The sequence below is a fragment of the Streptomyces sp. NPDC052042 genome (assembly GCF_044548345.1).
Lineage (GTDB): Bacteria > Actinomycetota > Actinomycetes > Streptomycetales > Streptomycetaceae > Streptomyces.
Window position 1 is genome coordinate 264226 of sequence record NZ_JBIUBU010000006.1, and the last position, 18817, is coordinate 283042.

Sequence of the window (18817 nt, forward strand, 5' to 3'; positions counted from 1 at the left end):
CCAAGGAGCCGCACGATGAACATCAACGACACTTCCACACCCCCCACCGCCGCGGGATCCGGCGCGTCGGCCAGCGCCGCCTTCCGGGTCAGCAGGCAACGCCGCGGCAGGGTGGAAACCTCGACCGAACGCGCCGATACGGTCCTGCGAGCCCTGCTCGACGCGGTGCACCAGGTCATCTCCGACCACGAGATCACCTATCCCGAGTTCCAGGCGGCCAAGAGCTGGCTGATGGAGGTCGGAGAGGGGGGCGAATGGCCTCTGCTCCTGGACGTGTTCGTCGAGCACACCGTCGAGGAGGTGGCCTCCCGCAGCCAGCAGGGCACGAAGGGCACCATCGAGGGGCCCTACCACCTGCCCGACAGCAAGCGTCTGCCCGCCGCCTGCGAACTGCCCCGCCGCGCCGATGAGAAGGGCACACCGCTCACCTTCACCGGCCAGGTCCGCGACGTGGACGGCACTCCGCTGCCGGGGGCAGAGGTCGACATCTGGCACGCGGACGCCGACGGCTACTACTCCGGCTTCGCGCCGCACCTCCCCGAGGGCAACCTGCGCGGCCTGGTCGTCACCGACGACGAGGGCCGGTTCGCCATCCGCACGATCCAGCCCGCGCCCTACCAGATCCCGACCGACGGGCCCACGGGACGCATGATCGCCGCGGCAGGATGGCATCCCTGGCGTCCCGCGCATCTGCACCTGATGGTCCGGGCCGAAGGACACCGTCGGCTCACGACGCAGCTGTACTTCGAAGGCGGCACGTGGGTGGACGACGACGTCGCTCGGGCGACCAAACCCGAACTGATCCTGCGCCCCGTGGCGGACAAAGAAGGCGGCCTCGTGCAGCGGTACGACTTCGTCCTCGAACGCGACTGAGACCGGGGATGCGGCTGTGACAGCACAACGACCCCTGGGCATCCCGGGGTTCACGTCGACGGACCGGCCCTCGGGCACCGTGTGGACGGGCCTGCGCGACGTTCCGTCCGACTGGCGAGGCTGCGCCGTGACCATGGGCGTCTTCGACGGGTTTCACCGCGGTCACGCCGCACTGGTCCGGCGGGTGCGCGAGCGGGCGGCTCAGCACGGGCTGCCGTCCGTGTTGCTGACCTTCGACCCGCACCCCCTCGCGGTGACGTGTCCGGAGCGCGCGCCCAGGCACCTGACGTCCCTCGAAGACCGCGTCCGTCTCGCCCACGGTCTCGGCATCGACACCGTGCTCGTGCTGCCGTTCACCACGGCGCTGGCCGGCATGGCGGCCGACGAGTTCACCGACCAGGTCCTCGGCCACACGCTCGGGGCTCGCGCGGTGGTGGTGGGCGAGAACTTCCGCTTCGGCCGAGAAGGCGAGGGCGACACCCCCCTGCTCGGCGCCGCGGGAAAGCGGCTCGGATTCACCGTGGACGCCATGCCGCTCGTCGCCCACGAGGGCCGGACCTGTTCCTCCACTCTGATACGCAGCCGCCTGGCGGCCGGCGACCTCAAGGGGGTGGAGGAACTGCTGGGACGCCCGTGGCGTACGGCACTCCCCGGCCCGCCCCCGCCGTCCGGAGGTACCGCATCCCCGGTTCGAGTCGTCGACGGCATCGCGTCGCGCGCCCTCCGGGGATGACGGGGCAGCCCTCAGCGCTTTGGGTCGATGACGGTGTCATCTCTCCGGGTCCGGGGCGGCGCGCACGGGCTGGGGCTCACGCGTCCGTGGGCACCGGCCGCTGCCCCGGCCCGTCGTAGGACGCCAAGGGGCGGATCAGGGCGTTGTGCGCGAGTTGCTCGGTGATGTGGGCGGTCCAGCCGGTGACGCGGCTCATCACGAAGAGCGGTGTGAAGACAGGGGTGTCGAAGCCCATGAGGTGGTAGGCGAGGCCGGCCGGGTAGTCCAGGTTGGGGTGGATGCCCTTGCGGCTCAGCATGGCGTGGCGCAGGGCCGCGTGGAGCGTGGCGAGGCGGGTGACCTCGGGGTCGGCGGCCCGCGCGACCAGGCGGTCCAGGGCGTCCTGCATGATCGGCACGCGGGAGTCGCCGTGCTTGTAGACGCGGTGGCCGAACCCCATGATCTTGCGCTTGGCGGCCAGCGCCTCGTCCAGCCACTGCTCCGCCATCTGCGGGTCGCCGATCTCCTCCAGCATGTGCATCACGGCCTCGTTGGCGCCGCCGTGCAGGGGGCCCTTGAGGGCGCCGATCGCCGCGGTGACGGCGCTGTAGAGGTCGGAGAGGGTCGAGGTGACGACGCGGGCGGTGAACGTGGAGGCGTTGAAGCTGTGTTCGGCGTACAGCACGAGGGAGATCTCGAAGCAGCGCACCACTTCGGGAGCGGGCACGCTGCCGAAGCACATGTGGAAGAAGTTCTCGGCGTAACCGAGTTCGGGGTTCGGGGGGATCGGGGCCAGGCCCCGGCGGCGGCGCTGGTCGGCTGCGACCACGGTGGGCAGTTTCGCCAGCAGGGTCAGGGACTTGGCGTGGTTGGCGGCGAGACTGCCGTCGTCCTCGGTGGGGTCCTCGGCGCCGAAGAAGCTGACGGCGGTGCGCAGCACGTCCATGGGGTGGCAGGTCTCCGGCAGCCGGGCCAGCAGTTCGGAGGTGGTGCGGTCCAGGGGGCGCAGAGCGCGTTCGCGGGCCCGGAAGTCGGCCAGTTGGCGCGGATCGGGCAGTTCGCCGTACCAGAGGAGGTGGGCGACCTCCTCGAAGGAGCGGCGGGCGGCCAGGTCCTGGACGGGATAGCCGCGGTAGGTGAGGGAGTTGGTCTCCTGTATGACGGTGGAGATCTCGGTGGTGTCGACGACGACACCGGCGAGACCGCGGTGGATCTCGGGCACGGTGGTGGACATGGGGTCTCCGATGCGTCGGACGGCTCAGGTGCCGGGCGGGAGGGTGAAGTCGAAGACGGCCGAGTCGAAGGCCGTGTAGTCCTCGTAGCCGAGGAGTTCGTACAGGCGGGAACGGGGCTGCATGCGGGGCAGCAGGGATTCCTGGCTGCCTTCGGCGGCGAGCGTGCGCAGACCGTTCTCGACGGCGCCCATGGCCAGCCGGAGCAGGGTGACCGGGTAGAGGGCGATGTCGTAGCCGAGGTTCTGCAGCGTCCGGCCGTCGAGCAGTCTGCTCTTGCCGAATTCGGTCATGTTGGCGAGCAGCGGGACCGGGACCGCTTTGCGGAACGCCTCGAACTCCCGCTCGTCGGCGAGGGCTTCGGGGAAGACCGCGTCGGCTCCGGCGTCGACGTACGCCTTCGCCCGGTCGATCGCCGCGTCGAGCCCTTCGACGGCGCGGGCGTCGGTGCGGGCCATGAGCAGGAAGTCGGGGTCGCGGCGGGCGTCGACGGCGGCCCGGATCCGCCGGGTCATCTCCTCGCGCGGCACCACCGACTTGCCGTCGAGGTGGCCGCAGCGTTTGGGGTTGACCTGGTCCTCCAGGTGGAGGCCGGCCAGGCCGGCGTCCTCCATCAACTGGACGGTGCGGGCCGCGTTCATGGGTTCGCCGAATCCGGTGTCGGCGTCGATGAGGACGGGCAGGTCGGTGACCCGGGTCGTCTGCTGGGCACGGGCGGCGATCTCGGTGGAGGTGGTCAGGCCGATGTCCGGCAGGCCGAGGTCGGCGGCGAGGACGGCGCCGGAGAGGTAGGCGGCCTCGAAGCCGGTGTCCTGGATGAGGCGGGCGGAGAGCGGGTTGAGGGCGCCGGGCATCGTCAACAGACGGTCCTCTGCGAGCCGTTCGCGCAGGGCGCGGCGGCGCTGCGCGGGGGTGGTGCGGGTGTGCAGCATCAGAACAGGCCCTTCGGCAGGCCCTCGTCGTACGCGGCGACGGCATCGGTGTCGACGGCCGGGAACAGGCCGTCGAGGTCGGAGGCGCCCAGTTCGGCGAGCTGCTCCGCGGCGGCCAGGAAGCGGTCCTGGTCGGCGACCGCGACGATCCCTTCGGCGAGGGTGCGGAACTTGCCGGTGTAGGCGCGGCGGTCGAAGGGGCGGGCGCCAGCGGGGTGGGCGTCGGCGACGGCGAGCTCGTCCTCGATCACCGTGCCGTCGTCCAGGGTGATGACCGCGCGTCCGCCGAAGGCCCGGCGGTCGGGGTCGGGGTCGTGGTAGCGGCGGGTCCACTCCGGGTCCTCGACCGTGGTGATCTTCTGCCACAGCTCGACGGTCTCCGGGCGGCGGGCGCGCTCGGGGGCGTAGGAGCGCTCGTGGTGCCAGGTGCCGTCCTCCAGGGCGACGGCGAAGATGTACGGCACCGAGTGGTCCAGGGTCTCGCGGCTGGCCGTGGGGTCGTACTTCTGCGGGTCGTTCGCGCCGGAGCCGATCACGTGGTGGGTGTGGTGGCTGGTGTGCAGGACCACCGAGCGCACCCGGTCCAGGGGGCCGGTCCTCTCGCGCAGCCGTCGGGCGAGGTCGATGATCGCCTGGGCCTGGTACTCGGCGGAGTGCTGCTTGGTGTAGGTGTCGAGGATGGCGCGGCGCGGCTCGCCCGCCTCCGGGAGCAGGACCGTGTAGTCGGACTTCGGGCCGTTCAACATCCAGGCCAGGAAGCCGTCCTCGCCCTCGTAGATCGGGGACGGGGAGGTCTCGCCGCGCATCGCGCGGTCCACCGCCTCGATGGCCGCCTTGCCCGCGAAGGCGGGGGCGTACGCCTTCCAGCTGGAGATCTCCCCCTTGCGGGACTGCCGGGTCGCGGTCGTGGTGTGCACGGTCTGCTGGACCGCCTGGTACACCGTCTCGGTCGGGAGCCGCAGCAGGGCGCCCAGGCCGCAGGCGGTGGCCGCGCCGAGGTGGGCCACGTGGTCGATGCGGTGCTCGTGCAGGCAGATGCCCTTGACCAGGGCGACGTGGACCTCGTAGGCGGCGACGATGCCGCGCAGCAGGTCGGAGCCCGTGCGGCCGGTGTGCTGGGCCACGGCGAGGAGGGGCGGGATGTTGTCGCCGGGGTGCGAGTAGTCGGCGGCGAGGTAGGTGTCGTGGAAGTCCAGCTCCCGTACCGCGGTGCCGTTGGCCCAGGCGGCCCATTCCGGGGAGACCCGGACATGGGTGCCGAAGACCGTCGCGCCGGGGGTGCTCGTCCGGTGCGCGGTGGCCTGGGCGCGGGCGACGGCGACCGGGCGGCGCAGCAGGGACGCGACGGCGACCGAGGCGTTGTCGATCACCCGGTTGACGGCCATCGCGGTGCTGTCGGCGTCCAGTTCCCCGGTGCCGGTCGCCACCGCGGCCAGCTTCCACGCGAGCTGGTCCTCACGGGGCAGCCGGTCGGCGCTGGGACGGACACGGACGTGGTGCTCGATCACGGGACTCCTCGCGTTCTCGGGCGGCAGCGCCTGAGCTTCGTCGGGCGGCAGTGCCTGATGCGGACACCTCTCAGCCTGCCCGCTGACAGGCCACCGGGCCACCGGGCCAAGGTGCGGAATCCGTACACCGCGACGCTGTGAATCTGCGAATGCTGCGAATTCTGCGGATGCTATGTTCGCAGGAAGGCAGACCCGTGATCGGGGACCACGAGGAGGTACGGGTCCATGGCCAGGCAACCGACCGGGCGGAAGGTCTACGCTCACGCCAAGCTGCGCCGGCTGCGCCGGGAGCACGGCATGAACCAGAGCACCATGGCGCAGGCCCTCGGCATCTCCACCAGCTATGCCAACCAGCTCGAACAGAGCCAGCGCCCGTTGACCGCGCCCGTGCTGCTGCGGATCGCCGAGGTCTTCGGGGTCGACGCCGAGTTCTTCTCCGAGGCGGCGGAGGACCGGCTCGCCACCGATCTGCGGGCCGCGCTCACCGACGAGGCCTGCGGGGTGGAACTGCCCGCGCCCGAGGAGATCGCCGAGGCCGCCCGCGACCACCCGGCGGTGGCCCGCGCCCTGGTCGCCCTGCACCACCGCTACCGGGACGCGGCCGAGCAGGCCGCCGCCCTCGGCTCCCCGGAATCGGCTGGTGCGCTGCTGCCTCCGGGCGAGCCGCACGACGAGGTCCGGGACTTCTTCTACGCCCACCACAACCACTTCGCTCCCCTGGAGACCGAGGCGGAACGGATCGCCGAGGCCCTGGAGCTGCGGCCGGGCCGCACGGCCGATCCGCTTGCCGCGCGTCTCGCCGAGCGGCACGCGGTGCGGGTGGTGCGGGCCCCAGCCGGCCGGTCCGCCGATGCCCGGCGCTTCGACCCGGACAGCGGGCTGCTGTTCCTCTCCCCCTGGCTCAGTGACGGCCAGCGCGCCTTCCAGCTCGCCACCCAGCTCGCCCTGCTGGAACACGCCCGGCTGCTCGCCCGGCTCGCCGACAGCGCTGCGGAACTCACCTCACCGCAGTCACCGGCGCTGGCCCGCATCGGACTGGCGAACTACTTCGCGGGCGCGCTCCTCATGCCGTACACCGCGTTCCACACCACGGCCGAGGAGGTGCGCTACGACATCGAGCTGCTGTCGGCCCGCTTCGGCGTCGGCTTCGAAACCGTCTGCCACCGGCTGAGCACCCTCCAGCGCACCGGACGGCGGGGCGTTCCCTTCTCCTTCCTGCGGGTCGACCGTGCCGGGAACATCTCCAAACGGCAGTCCGCGACCGACTTCCACTTCTCCCGGCTCGGCGGCACATGCCCGCTGTGGACCGTCTACGAGGCGTTCTCCGCACCCGGCCGGATACTGACCCAGGTCGCCGAAATGCCGGACGGGAAGCGGTACTTCTGGGTCGCGCGGACCATCACCCGCGGCGGCTACGGCCATCACGCCCCGCGTGCCGAATTCGCCGTGGCCCTCGGCTGCGAACTGCGGCACGCGCACCGGCTCGTCTACGCCGCGGGGATCGCCCTGGACGATCCCCGCGCCGCCACCCCGATCGGCCTGGGCTGCCGGATCTGCGAGCGCCGCGATTGCGCGCAGCGGGCCCGGCCACCGGCCGGCGGCCGACTGGCCGTCGACCCCGACCGGCGGGCGTACGTTCCCTACCCGGTGGAGACCGGCGGCCGATGACGGCACGCTGCGCCATCCGGCCCCGCCCGGGGAACTCGCCGGTGCCGACGGCCGGTTGACCGTCCCGCACGGAGTGCGGGACGGCGGCCCGGCCACGAAGGTGTGGACCGATCACCCCGCGGTGTGCGGGAGGCTCAAGGAGTTCAGCGGTGCCGGAATTCGGCGGGACGTTTGTCGACGAAGGCGCTCATGCCCTCCTTCTGGTCCGCGGTGGCGAATACCGCGTGGAACAGGCGGCGTTCGAAGCGAACGCCTTCGACGAGGGTCGTCTCGAAGGCCCGGCCGACGGCCTCCTTGGCCATCATCGCGACCGGCAGCGACATGCCCGCCACGGTCTCGGCCACCGCGAGGGCCTCGGTGAGAAGTTCGTCGGCGGGCACCACACGGGAGACGAGCCCGCTGCGCTCGGCCTCGACCGCGTCCATGGTGCGTCCGGTCAGGCACATCTCCATGGCCTTGGCCTTGCCGACGGCGCGCGTCAGCCTCTGGGAGCCGCCGATGCCGGGGATCACGCCGAGTTTGATCTCGGGCTGGCCGAAGACGGCGGTGTCGGCGGCGAGCAGGATGTCGCACAGCATGGCCAGCTCGCAGCCACCGCCGAGCGCGTACCCGGCGACCGCCGCCACGGTCGGGGTGCGCAACTGCCCCAGCCGGTCCCAGGCCGCGAACCAGTCGGCGAGGTACATGTCCATGTACCCCTGCGGCTGCATCTCCTTGATGTCGGCGCCGGCCGCGAACGCCTTCGCCGACCCGGTGATCACCACACAGCCGCAGTCCGGGTCCCGGTCCAGGGCCTCGGTGGCGGCGACGACCTCGTTCATGACCTGGAGGTTCAGCGCGTTGAGGGCCTTCGGACGGTTGAGCGTGAGCAGGGCGGTACGGCCCTTGCGCTCGACGCGGATCGTCTCGTGATCGGCCAGGGTCATGACTGCTCCTCGTTCTGGTCCCGGATGGTTCGTACGATGCCGGAGAAGTCCTCCGCCGCTCCGACCCGTTCGGCGTAGACGGCATACAACTCGGCTGCCCGCAGGCCGAGTTCGGCGTTCACTCCGGCGGCTCGGACCGCGTTCGCCGCCAGGCCCAGGTCCTTGGCCATGAGGGAGGCGGCGAAGCCCGGCCGGTAGTCACGATTGGCCGGGCTGGCCGGGACCGGACCGGGCACCGGGCAGTTGACGCTGAGCGCCCAGCACTGGCCCGAGGCCGCCGAGGCCACGTCGTACAGGGACTGGTGGGACAGGCCGAGGCTCTCGCCGAGGACGAAAGCCTCGCTGACGGCGATCATGGAGACGCCGAGGATCATGTTGTTGCAGATCTTGGCGGCCTGACCTGCGCCGGCCCCACCGCAGTGGACCGCCTTCCTGCCCATCACCTCCAGCAGGGGAAGCGCCTCGGCGAACTCCTCCTCTCCCCCACCGGCCATGAAGGTGAGGCCGGCGGCCTCGGCGCCGACGACACCGCCGGAGACCGGGGCGTCCAGGGCCCGCATCCCGGCCGCGGCGGCACGCTCATGGGCGGTGCGGGCATCGGCGACGTCGATGGTGGAGCAGTCGACGAAGAGGGTGCCCGGGCGAGCGGCGGGAAGGATCTCGTCGTAGAGCCCGAGGACATGGCGGCCGGCGGGCAGCATGCTGATCACGACGTCCGCGTCCGCGTCCGCGACGGCGTCCGCGGCGGAGGCGGCGGGCTCCAGACCCGGGCCGGGCGTGACCACGAGGTCGTAGCCGCGCACCCGGTGGCCGGCCTTGACGAGGTTGGCGGCCATGGGGCCGCCCATGTGTCCGAGTCCGATGAACGCGACGGTACGGCTCACCAGGCCACCTCCTGGGTGGTGTCGGGTGTGGCGAGCCCGAGTTCGCGCTCGCCGAGCGGGGTGAAGAAGCGCTCCACGTCGGCGTCGGTGACCTCGGCGAGGGTGCCCGGGGACCAGCGCGGGTCGCGGTCCTTGTCGATGACCTGGGCGCGGATGCCTTCCACCAGGTCGTCGGTGGCAAGGACGGCGCAGGAGACGCGGTACTCCTGGTCCAGGACCGCTTCGAGCGGTCCGAGCCCGCGCGCGCGGCGAAGGGCCTCCAGGGTGACCTTCAGGGCGGTGGGCGATTTGGTGAGCAGGGTCCGGGCCGTCTCGCTCGCGGCCGTGCCGCCGTGCGCGAGCAGCCGTTGGACGATCTCCTCGACCGTGTCGGCGGCGTAGCAGGCGTCGATCCATTCCCGGCGGTCGGCGAGTTCACCCTCGGGAGCCGGGCGCGTGTGCCGGGTGAGCGCCTCGTGCACGGGCAGATCGGCGAGGTCGGCGACGAGCCGAGGGAGCTCGTCCGACGGTACGTAGTGGTCGGCGAGCCCGCACAACAGCGCGTCCGCGGCGCTGATCGGCGCTCCGGTCAGCGCGAGATGGGTGCCCAGTTCGCCGGGTGCGAGGGCGAGCAGATAGGTGCCGCCGACGTCGGGGACGAAGCCGATACCGGTCTCCGGCATGGCGATCCGGGACCGTTCGGTGACGATGCGGACGCTGCCGTGCGCGGAGACACCGACGCCGCCGCCCATGACGATGCCGTCCATGAGGGCGACATAGGGCTTCGGGTAGCGGGCGATGCGGGCGTTGAGGCGGTACTCGTCGCGCCAGAAGGCGGCCGAGGCGGTGCCGTCGCCGGTGCGGGCGTCGTCATGGATGGTCCGGATGTCTCCGCCCGCGCACAGGCCGCGGTCCCCGGCACCGGTGATGACCACGGTTTCGACGGCCGGGTCGTGCTCCCATTCGGTCAGGGCTTCGGCGATGCACAGCACCATCTCGTGCGACAGCGCGTTCAGCGCCCTCGGCCGGTTGAGGGTGATGTGCGCGGCCCGTCCGGTGCGGTGCAGCAGGACGGGTTCCCGGGTGGCGGTCATCCGAACGCCTCCGTCAGGCCGCGGGCCACGATGACGCGCATGATCTCGTTGGTTCCTTCCAGGATCTGGTGGACCCGAAGGTCGCGGACGATCTTCTCGATGCCGTACTCGCTGAGGTAGCCGTAGCCGCCGTGGAGTTGCAGGGCGCGGTCGGCGACCGCGTACCCGGTGTCGGTGGCGAACCGCTTGGCCATCGCGCACAGGTACGGCGCCTGTGGGTCACCGCGGTCGAGTGCCTGGGCGGCCTGCTGGACCAGGGCGCGCGCGGCCGTCAGTTCGGTCGCCATGTCGGCGAGACGGAAGCGCAACGCCGGGGCGTCGAGCAGACGCTGCCCGAACGCCTCCCGGTCGGCGAGGTGGGTCAGGCTGCGGTCCAGGGCGCTGCGGGCGCCGCCGAGGGAGCAGGCGGCGATGCCGAGCCGGCCGCCGTTGAGCCCGCTCATGGCGATGCGGAAGCCGTCTCCCTCGGCGCCCAGCCTGCGGTCCGCGGGCAGCCGGACGCCGTCGAGGATCACCTGGCGGGTGGGCTGGGCGTTCCAGCCCATCTTCCGCTCGTTCACGCCGAACGACAGGCCGGGGTCGTCGCGCTCGACGACGAAGGCGGAAATGCCGTCCGGCCCGTCTCCCCCGGTTCGCGCCATCACGAGGTAGACATCGGATGTGCCTGCTCCGGAGATGAACTGTTTGACGCCGGTGAGGACATAGGTGTCACCGTCGCGCTCGGCGCGGGTGCGCAGGGCGGCGGCGTCGGAGCCGGCCCCGGGTTCGGTGAGGCAGTAGCTGCCCAGGGACTCGGCGGTGCACAGGGTGGGCAGCCAGCGGGCGCGCTGGGCGGGGCTCCCGTAGTGGTCGATCATCCAGCCGACCATGTTGTGGATGGAGAGGTAGCCGGCGATGGAGGGGCAGCCGGTGGCGAGGACCTCGAAGACGACCACTCCGTCCGCGCGGGTGAGGCCGGAGCCGCCGTGTTCCTCGCGGACGTAGACGCCGGCGAGTCCGAGATCGGCGGCGTGGCGCAGGACGTCGGCCGGAAAGTGCTTCTCCTGGTCCCAGTCGACGGCGTGCGGGGCGAGGTGTTCCTGGGCGAAGTCGAGGGTTACCTCGGCGAGGGCCAGCTGGTCCTCGGTCAGGGTGCTCGTGGTCATGGTGTTCACCCCATCGTGGGCATGGTGAAGCTCGCGTTCTCCTTGATCCCGGAGGGCCAGCGCGAAGTGACGGTCTTGGTGCGGGTGTAGAAGCGGATGGAGTCCGGTCCGTGCTGGTTCAGGTCGCCGAAGCCGGAACGCTTCCAGCCGCCGAAGGTGTGATAGGCGACGGGCACCGGGATGGGCACGTTGACGCCGATCATGCCGGTGTTGACGCGGCGGGCGAAGTCGCGTGCGGTGTCGCCGTCGCGTGTGAAGATCGCGACGCCGTTGCCGTACGGGTGCTCGCTGGGCAGCCGTAGCGCTTCCTCGTAGTCGGCGGCGCGGACCACCGAGAGTACGGGGCCGAAGATCTCTTCGCGGTAGACGCGCATGGCGGGGGTGACCCGGTCGAAGAGGGAGGCGCCGGTGAAGAAGCCGTCCTCGTGCCCGGCGAGGGTGAAGTCCCGTCCGTCGACGACGAGTTCGGCTCCCTCCGTGACGCCGATGTCCACGTAGCGGCGCACCCGCTGCACGGCGTCCCGGCTGACCAGCGGGCCGAAGTCCGCGTCCGGGTCGTCGGAGCGGCCGATGCGGAGGGTGGCGATGCGCTCCTTGAGCGCGGCGACGAGGGCGTCGGCGGTCTCCTCGCCGACGGGGACGGCGACGGAGATCGCCATGCAGCGCTCGCCGGCGGAGCCGTAACCGGCGCCGATGAGCGCCTCCACGGCCTGGTCGAGGTCGGCGTCGGGCATGACGATCATGTGGTTCTTGGCGCCGCCGAAGCACTGGGCGCGCTTGCCGTGGGCGGCGGCCGCGGCGTAGATGTGCGCGGCGATCGGGGTGGAGCCGACGAAGCCGAGGGCCTGGACGCGCGGGTCCTCCAGCAGGGTGTCGACGGCCTCCTTGTCGCCGTTGACGACGTTGAGGACGCCGGGCGGAAGGCCGGCCTCCAGGAAGAGCTCGGCGAGCCGCAGCGGCACGGACGGGTCGCGCTCGGACGGCTTGAGGACGAAGGCGTTGCCGCAGGCCAGTGCGGGTGCGGCCTGCCAGAGCGGAATCATCGCGGGGAAGTTGAAGGGGGTGATGCCGGCGACGACGCCCAGTGGGGATCGCAGTGAGTGCACGTCGATTCCGGTGCCGGCGTTGTCGGTGAACTCGCCCTTGATGAGGTGGGGCACCCCTGCGGCGAACTCGACCACCTCCAGGCCGCGCTGGATGTCCCCGTGCGCGTCGGCGACGGTCTTGCCGTGCTCGCAGGACAGCAGCCGGGCGAGGCCGTCCTTCTCCTCCTCCACGAGTTGGAGGAAGCGCAGCAGCACGCGGGCGCGGCGCTGCGGGTTCCACTCGGCCCAGGCCGCCTGGGCCTCGACTGCGTCGGCGATGGCCGCGCGTACCTCGTCCTCTGCCGCGAGGGGGACGCGGGCCCGGATGTCTCCGGTGTTGGGGTCGTACACGTCGGAGAACCGCCCGGACGTGCCGGCGGTGTGCTTGCCGCCGATGAAATGTGTCAGTTCACGGACCATGGAAGCCTGCTCTCGTCAGGTGAGATCCAGGGACGGCACGGCGAGGCGGCGCACCGGCACCGGTCGGGTGCGGGCGCGCGGGAGCCTGCCGTGGGACGCGAGGGCACGGGGCCGTCGAAGGACTACTGCCGGTCACGGCACTAGTGCCAGGAGCGGCGCTAATCGCGCCGTTCCGGGCGCGGTCTCTCCGCCGGATCGCCTGGACCATGGATACGGGCCGGTGCCATGCGTGTCTGCTCCATCCTCGTGGAAAACACGGAACAACCCGCGGCCGGTATCCTGACTCCCGGATCACTGCCCGCGTCCCGGCCTTCCCGGCGGATCCCTCCGCCAGTGGCTCCTGCTGCTGGAACGCACGCTCCCCGGTCACAGTGGCGGGACCGTGCCGGATTCACACCGGCTTCCCTGCACCGCGGGCCTTGTACCGGGACCATATAGTTGGACGTCCTAGTAAGTCCACCAGGCTCCCTGACCGCGTCGAATCGGCGTCTCCCCGGAAAGGCCCGTTGCGTGCCCCGGGTGGTCCGCGACGGCCGGACCGTGTCCCGAAACACCGCGAAGACGTGGCCTCCGGGCTCCTGGGTCGTCTTGAGGCGCCGCGTCGCTCCGGTCCGTCGGCGGACCGGAGCGACGCGGCGGCAGGAGGCGGTCGGCCCGCCGCAGGTCACGCGCCCCAGCGCAGCGCGATGGTGTCGCCGACGTTGATCGGCTTCTCTCGGGTCGCTCCCGCGAACGCCGATCCGTCGACGCTCACCTTCCAGGTCTGGGACCCGCTGTTGGCCTTGCCGTTGACGGCGGTCACGGTGCCGCTGCCGGACGAAGGGCTGACGCCCGTGACGCAGCCGGACGGCGTGGCCGCGTTGGTCGCCGCGTCGAGGACGGCCCCGAGGGTGGTCGTGGTCCCGGTGGGCGTGAAGGAGACCGAGCAGACCTTGAGGTTGCCCGTTCCGTCATCGACGGTAAGGGCCAACTTGGTGGCCGTGCCGACGGTGAAGGCGCTCTGCGCGACCCACTGGGGGGCGCCAGGGGTGACCGGGACGGCCGGTGCGCTCGTGAAGCCGCCGCCGACGACGGCCCGGAGAGCATCGATGGAGGCGTAGGCGGAGGGGGCGCTGTCGCTGGGCTTGTACTTGAACCCGCCGCCCGGGTTGTACTGGTTGGCAATGAGGAAGTCGATCGGAGTCTTGTCATTGACCGTGGTGAAGTCGGCGGACTGCGGGTCGATGCCGCAGGCGTTGAGGCCGGCGACCGCCCAGCCGTTGGAGCTGGTGTTCACGCCGTAGAGGGAGTTGAAGGCACCGGTGGTGGCGATCAGCTTGCCCTTGAGGAAGTTCTTCGCCTTGACGACGCCGGTGTCGGTGTTCGGCACGCCCGAGGTGCACAGTGCGGCGAGGGCGGCGCCCGTCATGTCGATGTCACTGGCCGTGTTGAGGGCGGCGGGGTCGCCCTCGACCTTCTGGTAGGTCCAGCCGCCGTCGTTGTGCTGGTTGGCGCGGAGCTTGACGACGAGCGCGTCGGTCAGAGTCTGGGGGACGCGGGCTCCGCCGGCCTGGGTCCGCGCGCCGCCGAGGGCCAGAGCGGCGAAGACGGTGCCGTTGAAGTTCGAGGGCGGGCCGAAGTAGCCGGGTTCCGCGGTCTGCCAGTAGCCGTAGATGTCGGCTATGAGATTGCGGGAGGCGGAGACTCTGGCCGGGTCGACGCCCGCGGCGTACGCGTTGAGGGTGCCGCGCTCGTAGTCGGTGACGACCGGAGCGGCCGACGGCCAGCCGGACGTGGCGAGCAGGTTGCGGTAGACGGTGCGTGCGTTCTTCGTGGTGTCACCACCTGGGGCCACGTCGACGACGGCCGTACCGGCGGCAGCGAAGGCGCTGAACGCCCACTCGTTGGAGAGACCGGATCCGGCGTACGAACCGTCCGCCGCCTGAAGGGTTTTCAGATAGGCGACGCCGTTCGTCTTCGCCGCGGCGAGCTGTGCCGGGGTGGAGGTCGCCGATGCGGGCAGGACGGTGAGGGCGAACGCGCCGAGGGTCACCGGCATCGTGAGCGCGAGACGCCGGGTGGTTCGAGTACGGGGCATGGCCTGCTCCTGAGGTCGGCGGACGCCGACCGCTCCCGGCGCGGGCCGCCGTGCCGGGGCGGCACGGGGAGAAGCCGGGGGGCCGCCGTCCGAAGTCGCGTGGTACGGCTTCCTGTCGTGTCGCCGTCCGGGCATTCGGACTCGGGACGGCTTGCGCCGTTCCACACCGCTGCGCGTCAGTCCCGGATTCCCACCGGGTTCCCCCATCAGGCGAGTTGGGACGCTACCCGAGCGCCCCGCGCACCGCCAGCGGTAGTGCCGGAAGCACGGCCGGTGAGCCGCGGGCGGTCTTGACGCCCCGTCCGGATCGGTGTTCCATTCGCGCTGAAAAGCACTCAGCTCCAGGGGAAGCCGGTCCAATTCCGGCGCTGACCCGCAGCCGTAGGCCCGGTACCGTCCCGGGCGAGCCGGATTGCCTGGTGCCGGGTGAACGAGCACAGAACGCCGTCGCGGATTGCGGCGTGGTCGTCACCGCCTCCCCACGGCGTCTCCGTGCGGGGGCGCATCGCCACGCACCCGGCCGCCCGGCAGAGACGAGGGGGCCGTGGCAACCGAGCAGTTGGCGAGGCGGCGTACGAACACCAGGCGACGGCTGCTGTCCCTGCTGACCGCGGGCCTGCTCCTCTCCGGTGCCGCGGCGGCCTTCGTCACACCGGCCCCGCCCGCGAGCGCCGACCCCATCGAGAAGTGCACGGCCACGGCCGGCGCGATCGTGGCAGTCGATTTCGGCCCCTTCGGCGGCGGTGTGGTACGTGGCTGCGACGCCACCCCCACCACCGGCTACGAGCTTCTCCACGAGGCCGGTTTCACCACCGAGGGAACGGTCAAGGACGGCCCGGCGTTCATCTGCCGGATCGGGCACGGATCTTTCAACTCCGGTGCGCAATATCCCACTTCGGCGGCGGAGGAGTGCCGCATCACCCCGCCGGCCACCGCGTACTGGTCGTACTGGATCGCCTCTCCCGGCCAGAAGAACTGGACCTACAGCCCGCTCGGCGCGATGGCGCGGACCCCGAAGCCGGGTGATGTGGACGCCTGGGTGTTCGGCGCCACCGACATCGGCGGCACCCGGGGCCGGCCCGGGTTCACCCCGGACGAGGTCCGCGCGGGCGCCACGACGCCCGAACCGGACCCGTCCGCGCCGCAGGTCCCGCCGGGGAAGGTCGAGTTGGACGCCGCCACCCGCTGGCTGACCGACAGACTCAAGGACGGCGAACAGGTCGTCGATCAGCCCAGCGTGTACCGCAACCACCAGGCGACCACGGAGGTCGTCCTGGCCCTGGCCGCGATCGACGCCAAGAACCCGGCGGCCCGCACGGCCGCCGCCTTCCTCGACCGCCCCGAGAACACCGACGCGTACCTCTACCCGGAGGGCGAGGAGAAGGCTCCCGACGCGACGGCGGCCGCCCGGCTCGCCCTGGTGGCTCAGGCCACCGGCCGGGACCCGCGCGCCTTCGGCGGGCACGACCTCCTCGACGACCTCGTGCAGAACGTCTGCCGGAGCGGTTCGGACGCGCCAGAACCGGTGCCCGGCTGCGTCACCAAGGGCGACTTCCGCACGGCGGGCCAGGCCGAGGGCCAGGCGCTCGCCGTGATCACCCTACTGAGCGGCGGGGTACGGCCCCCGGCCGACGCGGTCACCCGGCTCGCCGCGCTCCAGTGCGACGACGGCGGCTTCACCAGCATGCTGCTCGAACCCGGAGGCTGGTGCGACAGCGAGGCCGGTGCCACCGGCCTGGCCACCCTGACGCTCCAGGCGGCCGGCGGTCATGCGGCCGAGGTCGCCGAGGCGCGCGCCTATCTGCGCAAGACCCAGCAGTCGACAGGGGCCTGGCCGTCCGTCTCGTACAACACCACGGGCAGCGCGTACGCCACCGGTCTGGCCGCCCAGGCCATGCGTGCCCTCGGCGACACGGCCCGGGCCGACGCCGCGGTGTCCTGGCTGTCCAGGGAGCAGATGCCCGACGGAGGCTTCGCGTTCGAGGAGGGTACGACCGACCCCGCGCTGATCTCCGCCACCGGTCCGGCCGTCCTCGCGGGCGCGAAGAGCGACCTGGTGACACTGACCGGTCCGAAGCCCGCACCGACCCCGACGCCCACGAAGCCGACGACCGGCCCGACCGCACCCCCCGGTCCCTCCCCGGACCTGCGGAAGGGCACGGCCTACCTGACCGACCGCACCCGTCTGATCCAGGGCCACTACTACGAGAGCGGGCCCGGCAGCGGCTTCGCCGACTTCGGCCTCACCATCGACGGCGCCTACGCGCTGGTCGCCACCGGCACCGACGACAACGCCCTGCGCGCCCTCGTGGACTTCCTCGACAAGGGCGGCAAGGACGGCACCGGACGCGACGTCCACGCGTGGACCGGTATCGGCACGCCGCACGCGGGCGGCGGCTCGCTCGGCAAGACGGCGCTGCTCGCCGAGGCCGTGGGCCGCGACCCGCGGGACTTCGGCGGACAAGACCTGATAGCCGGGCTCGCCAAGGCGGTCTGCCCCGCCAAGTCCCCCGGAAAGGACAGGACTTGTGCGGGCAAGGGCGCCTACACCAACGCCGGTTCGGTCTTCTCGCAGTCGCTCGGCGTGATCGCGCAGATCCGGGCGGACGAGTCGGCTCCGGCAGCCGACGCGATCGCCTATCTGAAGAGTCTTCAGGAGTCGTCCGGCGCCTGGCCCAGCCTGATTGGCGAGCCCAGCGCGGCCGAGGTGGACTCGACCGCCGTCGCCGCGATGGCCCTCGATCTCCTCCCGGACGCGGCCTCGCAGACAGCCGTCGACAAGGCACTGACCTGGCTCGCCAGCCAGCAGAACCCCGATGGCGGCTTCCCCGGCGCCTCCGGCAATTCGGTCAACTCGGCCGCTCTCGGCGTCCAGGGCCTGTCCCTCGACGCCGAGAAGTACCAGGACCGCATCGCCAGGGCGCGGGCCTTCCTCGCCTCGCAGCAGAACGCCGACGGCGGGTTCAACATCGCCAAGGACGGCCAGCGGGGCTCCGACGTCCGCGCCTCCACCCAGGCGCTCGGGGGCACCACCGGCATCTCCTACGGCACGCTCAGCCGCAGCCTGGACGGCACCTCTCCGCAGCCCTCCCCCGGCGGCACGGCGGGCCCGTCCCCGACGACGTCTCCGGTGATCATCACCCCCGGCGAGGACGGCGGCACGGGCATTGCCAACGGTGCCGGGGGCGGCGGTCTCGCTGCCACCGGCACCCAGGTGGCCGCCCTCGCCACCGCCGCGGCGCTGCTCGTACTCGGCGGCTACGCCATGAACCGCGCCGCCCGCAAGCGCCGCACGACCGCGGGCACGAACGCGGGAACCACCGCCGGGGGGCGGCGGTGACCCTCCCGCCCCTCCGCCGCGCCCTCGGGCGGACCGCCGCCGCGCTCGGCCTGACCGTGGCGGCGCTCGCCGCCACCACGGGCCCGGTCGCAGCCGCCCCGCAGCCCATGGGGCAGTGCACGACCACCTCGGGCGCGGTGCTCGCCGTGGACTTCGGCCCTTGGGGCGGTCCCATCTACCGTTCCTGCGGGACCACCCCGACCACCGGCTACGAGCTCCTCAACCAGGGCGGCTGGCGCACCACGGGCACCGGTCACGACGGGCCCGCCTTCATCTGCCGCATCGGCTACAGCGGCCACCAGGGCGGGAAGCAGTACCCCACCCCGGCCGAGGACGACTGCGTCCTGACGCCGCCGGCCTCCGCGTACTGGTCGTACTGGCACGCCGACCCCGGCCAGAACACCTGGACCTACAGCCAGCTCGGCGCCATGCTCTACAAGCCGAAGCCGGGCAGCGTCGACCTGTGGATCTTCGGCGCCACGAACATCGAGGGCACCGAGGGGCGCCCGACCGTCACCCCCGACCAGCTCCGCGCCCACAACACCCGGCCGACGGGCGGCGACCGGCCGGTGCCGCAGGACACCCGCACCGCACCGCCGCTGCCCCCGGGCACCGGCACCGGCCCGCGACCCGAACAGCCCCCGCGGACCGACTCGGCCCGCACGCCGAGCACCACCCCGACCCCGTCCCCGACGACGACACCCCCGCCGAGTCCGACGGCCGACACTTCGGCGACGCCCACCGCCCCCGCCCCCTCCTCCGCGGCCCCGGCCGGAAGCGACGCCGCGCCTCGCGTCGTCGAGGCGGCCCCCGCCACCGACGCTCGGCACGATGCGGGCTCCTTCCTGCCCGTCGCGGCGACCGGAGCGCTCGTCCTGCTCATCGGCGGCGGCGCCTGGTACGCGGCCAAGCGCCGCCGCGCGGAGTGACCGGGTGACCCGC

14 protein-coding genes and 3 riboswitches are annotated in these 18817 nt (G+C 72.2%); of the genes, 5 read left to right on the forward strand and 9 right to left on the reverse strand.

Going from position 1 to position 18817, the window contains the following annotated elements; all coding sequences use genetic code 11:
* The first annotated feature begins 15 nt into the window (after positions 1–15).
* Together catA and ACIHCL_RS13935 are read left to right on the forward strand one after the other, a co-directional pair.
* Entirely contained in the window at positions 16–873 is an 858-nt protein-coding gene (catA, locus tag ACIHCL_RS13930; protein WP_399861071.1) for a catechol 1,2-dioxygenase, read from the forward strand.
* Positions 874–889: 16 nt separating this feature from the next.
* Complete coding sequence (locus ACIHCL_RS13935) at positions 890–1606, forward strand: hypothetical protein (protein ID WP_399861074.1); 717 nt, start codon at positions 890–892, stop codon at positions 1604–1606.
* A gap of 76 nt (positions 1607–1682) precedes the next feature.
* Here the strand turns inward: ACIHCL_RS13935 and ACIHCL_RS13940 are convergent, their stop codons facing one another.
* The 3 genes from ACIHCL_RS13940 to ACIHCL_RS13950 are packed head-to-tail and all read right to left on the reverse strand — an operon-like array spanning position 1683 to position 5257.
* Positions 1683–2819: a bifunctional 2-methylcitrate synthase/citrate synthase gene (locus ACIHCL_RS13940; protein WP_399861077.1), complete on the reverse strand. Its 1137-nt coding sequence runs from the start codon at positions 2817–2819 to the stop codon at positions 1683–1685.
* 24 nt (positions 2820–2843) lie between these two features.
* Positions 2844–3749 carry a methylisocitrate lyase gene (prpB, locus tag ACIHCL_RS13945; protein ID WP_399861080.1) on the reverse strand — a complete coding sequence of 302 codons (906 nt, stop codon included), beginning with the start codon at positions 3747–3749 and terminating at the stop codon, positions 2844–2846.
* A complete protein-coding gene (locus tag ACIHCL_RS13950) occupies positions 3749–5257 on the reverse strand; it encodes an MmgE/PrpD family protein (protein ID WP_399861083.1) in 1509 nt (502 codons plus the stop codon). The genes prpB and ACIHCL_RS13950 overlap by 1 nt, the downstream gene beginning before the upstream one ends.
* A 225-nt stretch (positions 5258–5482) precedes the next feature.
* Between ACIHCL_RS13950 and ACIHCL_RS13955 the strand changes: the two genes are divergently transcribed.
* Positions 5483–6925 carry a short-chain fatty acyl-CoA regulator family protein gene (locus ACIHCL_RS13955; RefSeq protein WP_399861085.1) on the forward strand — a complete coding sequence of 481 codons (1443 nt, stop codon included), beginning with the start codon at positions 5483–5485 and terminating at the stop codon, positions 6923–6925.
* 143 nt (positions 6926–7068) lie between these two features.
* Here ACIHCL_RS13955 and ACIHCL_RS13960 read toward each other — a convergent pair whose 3' ends face one another.
* From ACIHCL_RS13960 to ACIHCL_RS13985, 6 genes are all read right to left on the reverse strand, one after another.
* Complete coding sequence (locus tag ACIHCL_RS13960; RefSeq protein ID WP_399861088.1) at positions 7069–7851, reverse strand: enoyl-CoA hydratase; 783 nt, start codon at positions 7849–7851, stop codon at positions 7069–7071.
* Positions 7848–8735: a 3-hydroxyisobutyrate dehydrogenase gene (mmsB, locus tag ACIHCL_RS13965; protein ID WP_399861090.1), complete on the reverse strand. Its 888-nt coding sequence runs from the start codon at positions 8733–8735 to the stop codon at positions 7848–7850. The genes ACIHCL_RS13960 and mmsB overlap by 4 nt, the downstream gene beginning before the upstream one ends.
* Positions 8732–9808 (reverse strand): enoyl-CoA hydratase/isomerase family protein, encoded by a 1077-nt coding sequence (locus tag ACIHCL_RS13970; RefSeq protein ID WP_399861093.1) that lies wholly within the window; start codon positions 9806–9808, stop codon positions 8732–8734. The genes mmsB and ACIHCL_RS13970 overlap by 4 nt, the downstream gene beginning before the upstream one ends.
* Positions 9805–10953, reverse strand: coding sequence for an acyl-CoA dehydrogenase family protein (locus tag ACIHCL_RS13975; RefSeq protein ID WP_399861096.1), 1149 nt, complete (start codon positions 10951–10953; stop codon positions 9805–9807). The genes ACIHCL_RS13970 and ACIHCL_RS13975 overlap by 4 nt, the downstream gene beginning before the upstream one ends.
* Positions 10954–10958: 5 nt before the next feature.
* Entirely contained in the window at positions 10959–12458 is a 1500-nt protein-coding gene (locus tag ACIHCL_RS13980; protein WP_399861098.1) for a CoA-acylating methylmalonate-semialdehyde dehydrogenase, read from the reverse strand.
* 251 nt (positions 12459–12709) lie between these two features.
* Positions 12710–12908, reverse strand: a riboswitch (cobalamin riboswitch).
* A 214-nt stretch (positions 12909–13122) separates the two neighbouring features.
* A complete protein-coding gene (locus tag ACIHCL_RS13985; protein ID WP_399861100.1) occupies positions 13123–14535 on the reverse strand; it encodes a hypothetical protein in 1413 nt (470 codons plus the stop codon).
* Between the two features lie 129 nt (positions 14536–14664).
* Positions 14665–14744, reverse strand: a riboswitch (cobalamin riboswitch).
* A 96-nt stretch (positions 14745–14840) separates the two neighbouring features.
* Positions 14841–14974: riboswitch (cobalamin riboswitch) on the forward strand.
* A 105-nt stretch (positions 14975–15079) separates the two neighbouring features.
* On the opposite strand from ACIHCL_RS13985, the gene ACIHCL_RS13990 reads away from it, so the two are divergent.
* Positions 15080–17875: a prenyltransferase/squalene oxidase repeat-containing protein gene (locus ACIHCL_RS13990; RefSeq protein WP_399861103.1), complete on the forward strand. Its 2796-nt coding sequence runs from the start codon at positions 15080–15082 to the stop codon at positions 17873–17875.
* Complete coding sequence (locus ACIHCL_RS13995; RefSeq protein WP_399861106.1) at positions 17872–18804, forward strand: hypothetical protein; 933 nt, start codon at positions 17872–17874, stop codon at positions 18802–18804. Before ACIHCL_RS13990 ends, ACIHCL_RS13995 begins: the two co-directional genes overlap by 4 nt.
* The last annotated feature ends 13 nt before the right edge of the window (positions 18805–18817 follow it).

Excerpts from the sequence above, each read along its gene's own strand:
- ACIHCL_RS13960 (WP_399861088.1), bottom strand. The coding sequence starts at position 7,851 with ATGACCCTGGCCGATCACGAGACGATCCGCGTCGAGCGCAAGGGCCGT.
- ACIHCL_RS13970 (WP_399861093.1), bottom strand. The coding sequence starts at position 9,808 with ATGACCGCCACCCGGGAACCCGTCCTGCTGCACCGCACCGGACGGGCC.
- ACIHCL_RS13975 (WP_399861096.1), bottom strand. The coding sequence starts at position 10,953 with ATGACCACGAGCACCCTGACCGAGGACCAGCTGGCCCTCGCCGAGGTA.
- ACIHCL_RS13940 (WP_399861077.1), bottom strand. The coding sequence starts at position 2,819 with ATGTCCACCACCGTGCCCGAGATCCACCGCGGTCTCGCCGGTGTCGTC.
- ACIHCL_RS13985 (WP_399861100.1), bottom strand. The coding sequence starts at position 14,535 with ATGCCCCGTACTCGAACCACCCGGCGTCTCGCGCTCACGATGCCGGTG.
- prpB (WP_399861080.1), bottom strand. The coding sequence starts at position 3,749 with ATGCTGCACACCCGCACCACCCCCGCGCAGCGCCGCCGCGCCCTGCGC.
- ACIHCL_RS13955 (WP_399861085.1), top strand. The coding sequence starts at position 5,483 with ATGGCCAGGCAACCGACCGGGCGGAAGGTCTACGCTCACGCCAAGCTG.
- catA (WP_399861071.1), top strand. The coding sequence starts at position 16 with ATGAACATCAACGACACTTCCACACCCCCCACCGCCGCGGGATCCGGC.
- ACIHCL_RS13980 (WP_399861098.1), bottom strand. The coding sequence starts at position 12,458 with ATGGTCCGTGAACTGACACATTTCATCGGCGGCAAGCACACCGCCGGC.